1 protein-coding gene is annotated in these 15,386 nt (G+C 66.2%); it reads left to right on the forward strand.

What is annotated here, in order from left to right:
- Window positions 1–627 precede the first annotated feature (627 nt).
- Complete coding sequence (locus tag ACXAD2_RS06375) at window positions 628–14,988, forward strand: DUF4347 domain-containing protein (RefSeq protein WP_475168325.1); 14,361 nt, start codon at window positions 628–630, stop codon at window positions 14,986–14,988.
- Window positions 14,989–15,386: the final 398 nt, after the last annotated feature.

The following is a 15,386-nucleotide window of genomic DNA, read 5'->3' on the forward strand; positions in this document are numbered from 1 at the left end:
AAACGCGGGCTCGAAAAGAGGCCGCCGCGGGTATTCGATTTGCTGCGGGATTTTCTGCTTATTTGCTGCGCGCGGTCGGACCAGTGAATTACTCCAGAGAAATGTCGCATAGGCGACATTTCGTGTGCGCTGCTGGAGCGATGAATCGTAAGGCAAATAGAAAAGCGAACTCGGGATGCCCCGAAGGGTCAAATGTGGCAATTTTGCGGCAGAAAGATCCGCGTTCTGGGGCGGTTTCCACTGTTGCGCATGGGAATACAAACGCTGGTTGTGCGGGTGCGATCACATACCAAACCTGGAATGCAAAAAGTGATATTTCGCCGGACACTGATTGTTGACGGAGTTGTTAACGAACGTTAATCAAAGCTGGGGATCGCAGTGTGTGATCGAGTAAAGTGTTAAATAGTAAGGGGCGAGACCTCAGGCTCAGGGGACGGGCCGAGGAAAAAATCTCATAAAATCCAGTAAACGAAATGCCGTCCGGCGTGTCCGGAGGCATGTGCTTTCGCGCGCATTGATGTTTGTGCGGAGACAGTCGACGTGTGCCGGATTGCCAAGAATTGAACAAAATTTCCCGGGGTTCGCGCGGTGTCCAGCGGCCCTGCTCTATACCTGTGGAGAGTAAAAATGTCGAATTTCGCGCGCAATAAAACCCAGATCGTTTTTATCGATGGGGCGGCTCCCGATCTCGATATCTTTTCGATGGCTTTGAAATCGAAATGCGAGGTTATTCGAATTGACGAAGCCTCGGACCCTCTGCAGACGATGGCCGATGCGCTGAGCGCGCGCGGCCCGGTGGATACGGTCCACGTCATCACTCACGGTACCCCCGGTGCGCTGGTCTTCGGCGGCCGAGTTTTCGACGTTGCGGTTCTTGATCACTACGCCGACACGCTGGCCGCGCTTGGGGAAGCGCTCGGCGGCGGCGACATCCTGCTTTACGGCTGCCGCACCGGTGCCGGCGAGACCGGCGGCGCCTTCGTGGCGCGCTTTGCCGAACTGACCGGCTCTGTAGTGGCCGCCGCCGAAGGTCCGGTGGGCGCGGCGGCGCTTGGCGGTTCGTGGGACCTGTCGGTGACCTCGGGCGCGCTGCGCTCGGCCGCGCTGGAAGTGCCCGAGTTCGAGGGCGTGCTGGCCAGCGGTATCCTGCAGAACCGCTACGTGCGTTTCGGCTATTCCGACGACGGCACGCTGGGCTATGGCGGCAACACCACCCCGGGCATCTTCTATGATCCCGATGGCACCGGCAATTTCGTCTCGACCGCGGACTGGCTGACTCCGGGCACGGCCTATGAGGGTTTCAGCCTGAGCGCCAACGGTAGCCTCTATACCGAGCTGAACTCGTCCTCTAACGGCGCAGCGACTGCGGGCACCGTGCTGGTTTCGACGGATTTGACCACCGAGGATGGCAACACCTGGGGCTCGGTCACCTATAGCAGCACCTTCGGCGGTCTGATCGTCGAGCAGACCTACACGCTGGCCGGCCCCGATGCCCAGGTCATCACCATGTCGGTGACGGTGAGCAACCCCACCGACAGCACCGTCTACGACGTGAGCTATGCGCGCTTTATCGATCCCGATGTCGATGCCCAGACCTCGACCTTCGCCACCGAGAACACCCGCGGTGCCGAAGGCATCGATGGCGAAGACATCGTGCTGGCGACCGGCCCGAACAGCGGCCGCGTGCTGGGCCTCTACTCGGACAGCAGCTTTGAGCATAACACGGCCGTCTCGGGGGGCTGGAGCTACGACCCGGCCACCTACCTGGCCGGTGTAGATGAAGACGGCAGCTACGACAGCGATTCCGTTATCGGCATGGGCTTCGATCTCGGCGATTTCGCCGCCGGTGAATCCAAGACCTTCTCCTTCGCCTATGTGTTCTCGGCGAGCAGCGCCGATCTGGCGGAGACGGTCGAAGAGGTGCCGACGTCCAACGTCGTACCGACGCTGACCGACATCGCCGTGGTCGACAGCACGATCGAGGACACGCAGGTCGAGATCACCTATGCCGATCTGGCCGCGCAGGCCGATGAGGCGGATTCCGACGGCACCGTGGTCGCCTTCACGGTCACTGCGGTGACCAGCGGCACGCTGCTGATCGGCACCAGCCTCGAGACCGCCACCGCCTGGGCGGTCGGCTCCAACGACCGGCTGACCGACACGCTCAATGCCTATTGGACGCCGGGGGCCGACGAGAACGGCACGCTGGATGCGTTCAGCGTCGTCGCCGTCGATGACGAAGGCGCCACCTCGAGCACCGCGCAATCGGTGCAGATCGATGTGACCGCGGTCAACGACCGTATCGTGCTGGCGGCCTCCAGCGTCGACATGCCCAGCGTGCAGGAAGATTCCACCGCGCACACCGGCGCCACCGTTGAGGCGCTGCTTGCGCCGATCAGCTCGGACGCCGACGCCGAAGACGGGCTTGCCGGCATCGCCATCACCGCCGACGCCACCGATGGTGAAGGCAGCTGGCAGTACAGCACCGACGGTGGCAGCACCTGGCTCGACCTGCCGGCCGTTTCCACCGATGCGGCGCTGACCCTTGCCGCCGATGCCCGCCTGCGCTTTGTGCCGTCGGAGGATTACAACGGCGACGTGCCGGCGCTGACCGTCTATGCGCTCGATGGCAGCTATGACGGTGGCTACACCGATGGTGCCGCCACGGCCTTTACCGATGCCACGGCACCCGCCGCCGATGGCCCGTTCAGCGAAACCACCGTCAGCATCGCGGGCGAGATCGCCGCGGTGAACGACGCGCCGGTCTTCACCTCGACCCTCACCCCGGTGTCGCTCACCGAGACCGCCGCCACCGACAGCGCGCTCGCGGACCTCGGCGTCACCGGCAGCCTGACCCAGAGCCTCACCGCCAGCGACGTCGACAGCGAAGACCTGTCCTTCTCGATCCGCGGTGGCACGCTGACCGACGGTGTCTGGACGCTGGAAGGCCGCTACGGCGTGCTGACCCTCGACACCGAGACCAACGCCTGGACCTACACCCCCAGCCACTGGGAGGCGATCAACGCGCTGGTCGAAGGCCAGACCGCCAACGACATCTTCGTGCTGCGCGTCTCCGACGAGCAGGGCGCATCCAGCGTGCAGCAGCTCAGCATCGCATTGACCGGCACCAACGACACCCCGGTGGTCGCCAGCGAGATCGGCGACCAGCACTTCGAAGGCGCCGGAAGCTTCATCTACCAGATTCCCGCCGGGACGGTGACCGATGCCGAAGGCACCGGGCTGACCTACACCGCAACCCTTGAGGGCGGTGCCGATCTTCCCGACTGGCTGAGCTTCGACGAGGCGAGCCGCACCTTCACCGGCACCCCGACGGCGGAGTGGGACGACGCGCCGCTCAACATCGAAGTCACGGCCACCGACGCCGAAGGCCTTGCGGTGTCGCAGACCTTTACCCTCACCCTGTCGGGCACCGGCAACCAGGCACCGGTGGTCGTGACACCGCTGGGCTGGACCGCGGTCGACGCCCCCTCGGAAGTGACCAGCGTCACCTTCTCGGGCATGCTCGGCGGCCAGACCATCGTCTTCGACGGCGATGAGGTCACGCTGGGCGAGAACGCCAGCGGTGCCGATGTCGCAAGTGCGGCGGGCACCGCCATCGGCGGAGATGGCGCGTCGAGCTACGATGTCACCGCCACCGTGGGCAGCAGCCTCACCCTGACCGCCAAGGCCGAGGGCGCGCGCAGCGACTTCACCGACGGCGATGAGATCGAGATCGACGGCGGCTCCTACACCGTCAGCATCGACACCGCCGGCGTGACCGAGACCGATGAGACCGCCGCAGTGCAGTTCCAGGCCGTGGAGGGGGTCGACAGCATCACCTTCGATGGTGTGGAGATCGACGTCACCGGGCTCGACGCGGATGGCATCGCCGCCGCCGTGGCCGCGGCGATCAACGGCACCGGCGCGTGGGACGCCGTGGTCGACAGCACCTATAGCGACACCGTAAACCTGACCGCCCGGACCGGCGGCGACCAGACCAATGTCACCACTGCCGACTTCGAGGTTACCGCCAGCACCATCGCGTCCGGCGTGTCGGTCGACACCGACGGCAATGCCGAGGTGCTCTCGACGGTGGTGTTCGACGTCACCAACACACAAGCCGGGACCGCCGGCACGCTGACCTTCGAAAGCTCCGAGAATGGCGCGATCAACATCGACGTCTCGGCAGCCACCAACGGCAGCACCCTTGCCAGCATTCTCAACGGTGACAGCAGCTTCAGCGATGCAGGCTTCACCGCTGCATGGGCCGACGACGCGCTGACCATCACCGCCACGGCAGGCGATGACATCTCCGCCCCGGCACTGCTCGACGAAGGCACCGAGGCGGTGGAGCTGGGCTCCCCGGGCACCCCGGTGGCGCACAGCGAGACGCTGCCGACCCTCACCTTCGACGTGACCGGTCAGGCCGCTGGCGATGTGGCAGAGTTCACCCTCACCTCGGATGCCGGGACGCTGACGCTCAGCGGCTTGCCCGCCGCCGCCGACTGGGCATCTTTCGAAGCGACGCTCAACACCACCGACGAGTTCACCGACGCAGGTTACTCGGCCACGTATAGCGACGGGACTCTGGTGATCACCGGCAACGCCGATGAGACCTTCACCAGCGGCGCGCTCAACGACAGCGGCAGCGGCGCGCTCGTCAGCAGCTCGGACACGACCGCCTATTCCGAGTCCGCGAGCTACGTTAACATCACCATCCTCGACGACGAGACGGCCGATGCCGCCGCAACGCTGACCCTGACGCTGAACGCGGGCGATCCGATTGTGATCGACGTGTCGGCGGCCACCGATCGCGCCAGCCTCGCCGAAGAGGTCGATGCGGTCGACGGCGTCAGCGCGGTCTTCTTCGGTGGCGCACTTCAGGTCCGGATCGACAGCGACGTCGAGGGCGATCCGTCGATCAGCGACGCCGCGCTGGAGACCGCCGAAGTGGCCCCGGCCGCGATCGACGACACCCCCACGCTGACCGGCTACACCGCAGCGGCCCCCGAGGTCGTCACGGTGACCTTCACCGCCGCCCTTGGCACCACGCAGATCGATTTCGACGGCACCACGGTCACGCTCGACGGGGACGAGAGCGCCGCCGAGGTGGCGACCGCCTTCGCCGGCGAAAGCTTCAGCAACTGGACCGTGGTCGACAACGGCGGTGGCAGCGTCACGCTGACTGCCGCGAGCACCGGCGACCAGACCGATCTCACCACCGCCGATTTCACCAATGTCACCTCGCTGGCGGCTGACGTGGCCGTCACCGACGGCATCGACGGCGTGGCGCAGGTCGTCACCCTCGACTTCAGCGGCGCGCATGGCGGCGCCAGCTTCACCATCGACGGCACCGAGATCACCGCCGGTGACGCGGTGACCGCCGCCGAGATCGCCGCCGGGCTCGCCAGCGGCAGCTTCGATGGCTACGACGTGGTGTCGAACGAGGATGGCACGCTGGTGCTGCGTGCAAAGGACGGTGGCGAACAGACCGACCTCACGGAAGCGGCCTTTGAAATCCGCTCCGGCGACGATGTGGTGGCGCAGGATGTGGTCGATGACATCACCGTCGACACCCAGGGCGCGGGCTGGAGCTATGAGATCCCCGCCGGCACCTTCAGCGATCCCGATGGCGATCCGCTGACCTATACCGCCTATGTGGTGACGACCGACGCGGAAACCGGTGAGCAAAGCTACACCGCGATCGACGCAGGCAGCGATCCGGCGCTCTCCTTCGATGCCGACACGCTGACCCTGTCGGGCAATGGCACCGTACCGGCCAACACGGTGATCGAGATCCGGGCCGAGGATGCGGTCTCCGGTGGCACTGCCAGCAGCCAGTTTCAGCTGGTGGTCTATAACGACAGCGCCGAAGACAGCCTTGTCGCGAGCGTGGTTCCCGCCGCGGTCGATTTCTCCGACGGTGCTGGCCTCGGCAGCTACACGCTGTCCGCCGATGCCTTCGACTATATGTCGGACAGCGATGGCGGCCTGACCTACAGCGCGACGCTGGAAGGCGGTGCCGATCTGCCGGAGTGGCTGAGCTTCGACACCACCACCGCCACCTTCACCGGCAACCCGCCGGCGGGCACCGGCAATGTGTCGGTCACCGTCACTGCCACCGACGGCGAGAGCAATGCCTCGGTCACCCTCGAGCTGACGGTTGCCGGCGAGCCCAACGATCCGCTGACGCTGGTCTCCGGCGGTCTGGCCGACGTCGACGCCTCGGCGGTCGGCGAAGGCGGCGTGGTCTCGATCGACTTCGCCAAGCCGTTCACCGATCCCGACGGGCAGGCCGATGGCACCGCGACGCTGGATACGATCACCTACGTTGGGCTGGTGCAGACCGCCGACGGTCTGGTCGATGCCGCCGAAGTCGGTCTGAGCCTGTCGCTCAACCCCGAGGACAGCGATCGTCTGATCCTCTCGGGCACCCTTGTGGGCGAGTTCGCCAGCCTCGACATCGTCATCCGCGGCACCGATGATGCCGACAACAGCGCCGAGACCAGCTTCACCCTCTCGGTGAACGATGTGGATGCCAGCGACGAGAACATCTCGGCGTGGAGCGCCAACGCCGGCGGCAGCGTCAGCATCTCGGGCACTCCCGAAGAGGACGCGGAGCTGACCGCCAGCCTGCCGACCGATGCCGATGGCGTGGCCGCCGAGGATGTCACCTACCAGTGGCAGGTGCAGATCGACGGGGAGTGGACCGACATCGTCGGCGCCACCGACGCCAGCTTCACCCCGGGCGATGCCGAAGCCGGGCGCGACGTGCGCGTGCAGGCCTTCTACACCGATGCCGGCGGCGCCGCCGAAACTCCGGTTTCGGACGCGGTGACCGTGGCCAACGTCAATGACGCAGGCGCGGTGAGCATCACCTCCGCCGGTGTGACGGTGGGCTCTGTCTGGACCTCGACGCTGACCGACGGCGACGGGCTGATCGATGCTGCCCCGAGCTACCAGTGGCAGCGCGCCGACAGCGCCGAGGGCACCTACAGCGATATCGACGGCGCCACCTACGGCACCTACATGCTGACCGAGGCCGACAGCGGCATGTTCCTGCGCCTTGTGGCCAGCTACATCGACGATCAGGGCACCGAAGAAACCGTGACCTCGACCCCGCGCGAGGTCGATCTCTCGGCCACCGCCCCGGTTGCGGCAGATGACAGCGCCTCGATCACCGAGGCCTCGGGCACGGAGAACGCCACCCCTGGCACCGCGATGCCGCTGACCGGCGATCTGCTGACCAACGACAGCGACGCCAATGACGACGCGCTGAGCGTGACCTCGCTGCGCGCCGGAGACCGCGAAGGCACTGGCCGCCCGGCGGCGCAAAGCGACGGCAACCTGGTGATCACCGGCGTCTACGGCACGCTGACCGTCAACATGGCGACCGGCGCCTACAGCTACGAGCTCGATCAGGACAACGTCTCGGTGCAGGCGCTGAACGACAACTCGACGCCGCTGGTCGAGGTGTTCAACTACACCGTCTCGGATGTGACCTCGCTGAGCGACACTGCCGTGCTGAGCATCGAGATCAACGGCGCCAACGACCTGCCGATCCTGTCGGGCATCGTCACCACCGCTTCGGTGACCGAGGACAGCGCCACCCGGCTCGACCTGCTCGACAGCATCGAGCTAGGCGATCCCGACAGCACCGCGGTGAGCTTCACCCTCACCGTTGACAGCGGTACGCTGTCGATCAGCGGTGTCCCGGCGCAGGTGCTGGCCGATGCCGGCATCACCGTCACCGGCAACCACACCGGCGAGATCACCCTCTCGGGTGTCAGCGCCGCATCGCTGCAGGGCTGGCTGCTGGACAACGGCGTCTATTACACCACCGAGCCGAACGAGACCGGCACGGCGGCGACGCTGAGCTATAGCCTGGCGGACGAAGACGGCAGCACGCTGGCCTCCACGACCACCACGCTGGAGACCACGGCGACCAATGACGCGCCGATCGTCGACGCCAGCGGCGTGACCTTCATGCAGGGCGTTGACGAAGCGCCGGCGCTGACGGTGATCAGCTTCCGTCCGACCGGCACCGCACAGACGCTGGAGTTCGATGGCGTCAGCATCGAGATCGCCGCTGGCAGCACCGCTGCCGAGATCGCAACGCTGTTCGCCGCGCAGAGCTTCGACACTTGGACCGTCGTAGACAGCCAGGGGGAGTATCTGCTCCTGGAAGCGCTTGAGGGCGGCGAGACCCCGGCGCTCACCGCCGGTGACTTCCTCGATGGCGAGGGCGCGGAATCGGCGCTGGTGCTGACCGGCGCGGGCAACGATCACGACGTGCGCTTCTCGGCGCGCGGCGAGGCGGTGCTCATCGCTCCGAACCTGATGCTCGGCGATCTTGACGGCACCGAGCTTGCCTCGGCCACCGTGGAACTGTCCGAAGGCGTGTTCGACAACCAGTTCGGCACCAACTTCGAGACGCTGTCGCTCAGCGAGGCGGCACAGGCAGCTGCCACCGAAGCGGGGCTGACGGTGGAGATCACCACCGATGCCAACGGCTCGGTGGTCAGCATCACCGGCACCGCGTCGCATTCCGTCTACGAGACGGTGCTGCGCGGCATCACCTACGACAACAGCAACCCCAACGCCTATGTCGGCACCCGCGAGGCGGTGATCACCGTCACCGATGCCGAGGGTCAGACCTCCAACGCCGCGTCGGTGACGCTGACCGAGGACAATGACGACATCGCCGTCGGCCAGCGCATCTTCATCGATGGTGTCGACACCGGCGCCACGGTGGCCAGCGTCGAAGATGGCCGTCACTTCACCGCCAGCACGCCGCTCGACGGTGTCACCGAAGGCGCGGCGCTGAGCTTCTACAGCGGCGAGACCGAAGTGACCTCGGCCAGCGCGGTCGCCGGTCATTCGGCCACGGTCTCCATCGATGTGGTCTGGGCCCCCTATGTCGACCTCAACGGCGCGACCGAGGGCACCGACCATGTGATCAGCTACATCGAGCAGTCGCCTTCGGTGGCCATCGCCACTTCGGACGCGCTGATCCTCGATCAGGACGGGCTCACCCAGACCCTGACCGTCACCCTGCAGGACACGCCGGACAATGACGGCGAGACCATGCTGGAGTATCTCACGGTCTCCTCCACGGTCATTTCCTGGCTGGTCGCACGTGGCATCACCGTCACGGCCACCGATGGCATCGACGATGCGGGTGGGATCTCGCAGGCCACCTATGTGACCTTCGAAGCCGCCGACGGGGCCTCCTCGACCAGCTTCCAGGTGGCGCTGCGCGGCGTGCGCTACGTCAACAACGACGATGATCCCGACACTTCGGACCGCAGCGTGACGGTCGAGACCGTCGACACCGACGGCAACATCGGCCTCAGCGCCGAGACCACCATCACCCCGGTGGCGGTCAACGACGCGCCGGTCGGCATCGACAGCACGATCACCGGCACCGAAGACAGCGCCTACACCTTCGAGGTGGCCGACTTCGGCTTCAGCGATCCGCTCGACGGCGGTGCCGACGATCTGGCGGCTGTGGTGATCAGCACCCTGCCGGCAAGCGGCACGCTGCTGCTCGACGGCGAGGAAATCGAGGCGGGCACTTCGGTGAGCGTTGCGCAGATCACCGCTGGTCTGCTCAGCTACGCCCCGGCGCAGGACGCCAACGGCGAGGCGGCGGCGAGCTTCACCTTCCAGGTGCAGGATGACGGCGGCACCGCCAACGGCGGCGTCGATCTCGACGCCACCCCGGCGACGCTGACCATCGATCTCGACCCGCGCAACGACGCGCCGGTGGTGACCGATGGGGCCATCGACGCGACCTCGATCACCGAGGATGCCACCGAGAACGCCGGCCAGACCGTGGCGGCGCTGCTCTCCGATGCCACCATCAGCGATGTCGACACCGGCGATCACAGCGCCGACAATGGCACGCTGTCGGGCATGGCGGTCTATGGCGCCGGCTTCGACGGTGCCGGCGACGGCGCGTGGGAGTACAGCACCGACGGCGGCGACAGCTGGAGCACGATCACCCTCGCAGAGGGCGAGGTGCTGCTGCTGACCTCCGACGACATGCTGCGCTTCGTGCCCGACGAGATGAACGGCACCACCGCGACGCTCGACTATTACGCCTGGGATCAGGCGACCGGAGAAAGCGGCGATGTGGTTGCGGCAATCGCCGGCAGCGACAACGCCGAGAGCCGTGGCGGCGAGACCGCCTTCTCGGCAGCGGCGGGTCAGATCACGCTGGAGGTCTCGGACGTCAACGACGCTCCGGTGGTCACCAGCGCCACCCCGGCGCAGACCATTGCCGAGGACGGCACGCTGACCATCGCCGGCCTGTCGCTGGATGATGTCGACGTCTCCGAGCGCAACACCGACACCGCCGCCGCGGCGGTGCTGACGCTGACCGTCTCGGTGAGCGATGGCACGCTGGCCTTTGCCGACACCGAGGGGCTGACCTTCGATGACGGCACTAATGGCGAGAGCGCGTCGCTGACCGTCTCGGGCACGCTGGCCGATCTCAATGCGGCGCTGACCGAACTGGCCTACAGCCCGGATGCCGACTTCCACGGCACCGACACGCTGTCTGTGTCGGTCTCCGACAACGGCCTCGAAGGCGAAGGCACGGCAATGATCGGCACCGGGTCGGTGGCGCTCACCGTGACCCCGGCCAACGATGCGCCGGTGCTCAGCGAGGGCGACGTCGAAGCCACCTCGATCACCGAGGATGACACCGCCAACGCGGGCCAGACCGTGGGCGCGCTGCTCTCCGACGCCACCGTGACCGATGTCGACACCGGCGATCATGCCGCCAACAACGGCACGCTGTCGGGCATGGCGGTCTATGGCACCGGCTTTGACGGCAACGGCTCGGGCGACTGGCAGTACAGCCTCGACGAGGGCGACAGCTGGACCACCATCAGCCTCGATGAGGGTGAGGTGCTGCTGCTGGCCTCGGAGGCTCTGCTGCGGGTGCTGCCGGACGAAGAGAACGGCACCACCGCAACGCTCGACTATTACGCCTGGGATCAGGCGACCGGCACCAACGGCACGATCGTCGCGGATATTGCCGGCGCCGACAACGCCGAGAACCGTGGCGGCGAGAGCGCCTTCTCGACGGCCTCGGGTCAGGTCACGCTGGAGGTTTCGGACGTCAACGACGCTCCGGTGGTCGCGGTCAATGGCACGGGCACCTTCTACGCCCGTGGCGAGGCGGCGGCGCTCTTCAGCGAGGCTGGCGTGAGCCTCAGCGATGTCGACACCGGTGACACCATCGAAGGTGCCACGGTGGTTCTCAACGCCCTCACCACGCTGGATAACGCCTTCGGCACGATCTACGAGACCATCACCTCGACCGATGGCGCGAGCTTCACCGCCTCGAGCGGCACTGAGCTGACCATCACCGGCACGGGCACCGAAGATGATCCGCTGACCATCTCGGGCACCGGCAGCCAGGCCGACTACGAAGAAGCGCTGGAAAGCCTGCGCTACGAGAACACCAACCCCAACGCCTTTGCCGGCGTGCGGGCGGTGACCGTGCAGGTCTCGGATGGGGCCGAGGCATCCTCGGCACCGGTGGTCTTCGACTTCGCGGTGGAATGGTCGACGGTCATCGATCTCAACGGCAACGCCGAGGGTCGCGACTATCAGGTCAGCTACATCGAGAACGCGGCGGGCATCGCCATCGCGACCTCGGATGCCGAGCTGATCGACCAGGAAGGCAACACCGATCAGGTGGTGCTGACCCTGACCGACGCGGTCAACGGCAGCGACGAGTATCTGTCGATCACCCTGGCACAGGTCGCGACCTTCGCGGCGCTGGGGATCACGGTGAGCGGCAACAACAGCCAGGAGCTGACGCTCACCGCGTCGGCAGGCGGGCTTGACCCGACCTACTTCCAGCTGGCGGTGCGCTCGGTGCGCTATACCAACGACTCCGACGCGCCGACCGACGCGGCCCGCCACGTCGAGATCACCGCGACCGACAGCGACGGCAACCCCGGCGTTTCGGCCACCACGACGATCAACGTGCAGCCGGTCAACGACGCGCCGGTCTCCGATCTGGCCATCGTCAACACCGCCGAAGGGCGTGACACCACCGACCTGCAGATCGGCGACACGCTGATCGTCGCAGGAACGACCCTGAGCGACGCCGACGGGATGCCGGACGCGCCGACCTCGATCGAGTGGCTGCGCGACGGTGAGGTGGTGCAGACCGTCACCGGTGAGGAAAGCGCCGTCTATGTGCTCGACCGCGACGATGTCGGTCATCAGATCAGCTTCCGGATCGTCTACACCGATCTTGGCGGCACCGAAGAGGAGATCGTGACCGCATCCACCGCGGAGGTGATCAACGTCAACGAAGCTCCGGTGGCCGATGATCCGGCGCCCAGCGACAGCACGCAGGACGATGAGACCGATGCGGTCACCTTCGATCTGCTGAGTGCGGTCAGCGACATCGACGCCGATTACGATCTCGACACGCTGTCGATCACCGCGCTCACCTTCACGGTGAACGGCACGGCGACCGGCAACGAGGGCAGCGATCTGCCCGAGGGCGTGAGCCTCTCGGACGGCACGCTGAGCGTCGATCCGCTGGCCTATTCGGATCTGCTGGAAGGCGAGCAGGCGGTCATCGTGGCGAGCTATACCGTCACCGATACCGGCGGCCTGTCGGTCGTGCAGACCTACACGCTGACCATCGACGGCACCTTCGAGGCGCCCGAGATCATCGGCACCGAGGCTGGCGAACTGCTTGCGGCCACGGCGGGCGGTAATGTCGTCCGGGCTCTGGGTGGTGACGACACGCTGGTCAGCGGCGCGGGCGATGACTTCCTCATCGGTGGGGAAGGGGTCGATACCGCGGACTACGAAGGCGCGACGGATGGTGTCAGCGTCAACCTCAATGCCACCGGACAGCAGGACACCGGCCATGGCAGCGACTATCTGACCGGGATCGAGAACGTTTCGGGCAGCACCGGCGACGACCAGCTGGTCGGTGACGATCTCGACAACGTGCTGCGTGGCCGCGCCGGCACCGACCAGCTGATTGGCGGCCTTGGGGCGGACAGCCTCTATGGCAACCAAGGCAGCGACATGCTCGCCGGTGGCGAAGGCGATGACTGGCTGCATGGCGGTCAGGGCAACGACCAGGTCTTCGGCGGTGAGGGTGACGACACGCTGGCTGGCGGTCTCGGCGATGACCTCGTCGATGGGGGCGAAGGCTTCGACGTGCTCGACCTCTTCACCGCCAAAGACGGCATCACCATCGATCTGTCGGTTTCCGGCCCGCAATTTGTCAGCGCCAGCGAAGGCACCGACATCTACATGAACATCGAAGGTGTTCTGGGCGGGGCGTTCGACGACACGCTCACTGGGAGTGCCGCAGCCAACCTGCTGGATGGCGGGCTGGGTGCCGACACGCTGATGGGCGGCAGTGGCGACGACACGGTTCTGGGCGGCCTCGGGGCGGACAGCCTCTATGGCAACCAGGGCGACGATACGCTCGACGGCGGGACCGGCGACGACTGGCTGCACGGCGGTCAGGGCGCTGATCTGGTGCTCGGCGGGACCGGTGGCGACACGCTGGCTGGCGGTCTCGGCGATGACACTGTCGATGGGGGCGAAGGCTTCGATACGCTCGACTTCTTCACCGCCAAAGACGGTATCACCGTTGATCTGTCGAACACCGAGGCACAGCTGATCAGCGCCAGCGAAGGCACCGATGTCTACACCAACATCGAAGCCGTGCTGGGTGGGGCGTTCGACGACGCGCTCACCGGCAATACCGCAGCCAACCTGCTGGATGGTGGGCTGGGTGCCGACACGCTGATGGGCGGCAGCGGCAACGACACCGTTCTGGGCGGCCTCGGGGCGGACAGCCTCTACGGTAACGAGGGTGACGATACGCTCGACGGCGGGACCGGCGACGACTGGCTGCACGGCGGTCAGGGGGCTGACCTGGTGCTCGGCGGGATCGGTGGCGACACGCTGGCCGGTGGTCACGGCGATGACACCGTCGATGGAGGCGAAGGCTTCGACCAGCTCGACTTCTTCACCGCTGACGACGGCGTCACCGTCGATCTGTCGAACACCGAGGCACAGCTGGTCAGCGCCAGCGAAGGCACCGATGTCTACACGAACATCGAAGGTGTTCTGGGCGGGGCGTTCGACGACACGCTCACCGGCAATGCCGTAGCCAACCTGCTGGATGGCGGGCTGGGTGCCGACACGCTGATGGGCGGCAGTGGCGACGACACGGTTCTGGGCGGCCTCGGGGCGGACAGCCTCTATGGCAACCAGGGCGACGATACGCTCGACGGCGGGACCGGCGACGACTGGCTGCACGGCGGTCAGGGGGCTGATCTGGTGCTCGGCGGGACCGGTGGCGACACGCTGGCCGGCGGTCTCGGCGATGACACTGTCGATGGGGGCGAAGGCTTCGATACGCTCGACTTCTTCACCGCCAAAGACGGCATCACCGTGGACCTGTCGATCACCGAGGCACAGCTGGTCAGCGCCGGCGAAGGCACCGATGTCTACTCGAACATCGAAGCCGTGCTGGGCGGGGCGTTCGATGACCGGCTGCTTGGCAACTCCGAGGCCAACCTGCTTGACGGCGGGCTGGGCGACGACACGCTGATCGGCCGCGAAGGGGACGACGCGCTCTACGGCGGCGCAGGCGACGACGTGCTCTACGGCGGGCTTGGGGCGGATGTCCTGAGCGGCGGCGCAGGGGCGGATACTTTCGCCTTCGTCACGCCGGAAGAAGGCGGCGATACCATCCTCGACTTCGACGCCTCGGAGGATGTGTTCCGCCTGAGCTTGGTCAACTTCTCGGGGATCAACCCGGTCGATCCGCTGGTGGGGGATCAGCTGCTGTGGGATGCCGAATCCAGCACGCTGTCCTATGATGCCGATGGTAACGGCAGCGAGGACGCACAGCTCCTGGTAACACTGCTGGGCGACGAGGAGATCACGCTGACCATGGACAACTTCCTGTTCGTCTGAGCCAGCGGCCACATACACATATAACAAGGGGGGCAGTTTCTGCCCCCCTTGTTGCATCTGCGGGAGGCGGATTTCGAGCGGCGCGGTCTCTGACCGGGCTACTTGAAGCGCATCTCCCATTACCTACGACGGTAGGGGCGCCGCGCGACGGGACGCGGGCCTCCGAGAACCCGTGGGGACGTGGTTCCGGCGATGCCGTGGGTCTAACTGTTGCCGCACCTGCATAGCGAGCATGCAAGTGAGATGGGCACGCCGGAATTACATCGAACGCGCATCAGGGACGGACGGCAACCTCACCTCCTGAAACCCGCTTTGGCGGACCAAGGCGTGTGGCCGAAAACGCTTGACGAGACGGCCCCGTTACCGAAATCGGAGCCAGTTTTCCACGCCTGTTCACA

The organism is Salipiger sp. ABN3_019, from assembly GCF_056158605.1.

What these genes read in the sequence shown, in the direction of transcription:
- ACXAD2_RS06375 (WP_475168325.1), top strand. Translation starts at nt 628, where the DNA reads ATGTCGAATTTCGCGCGCAATAAAACCCAGATCGTTTTTATCGATGGG.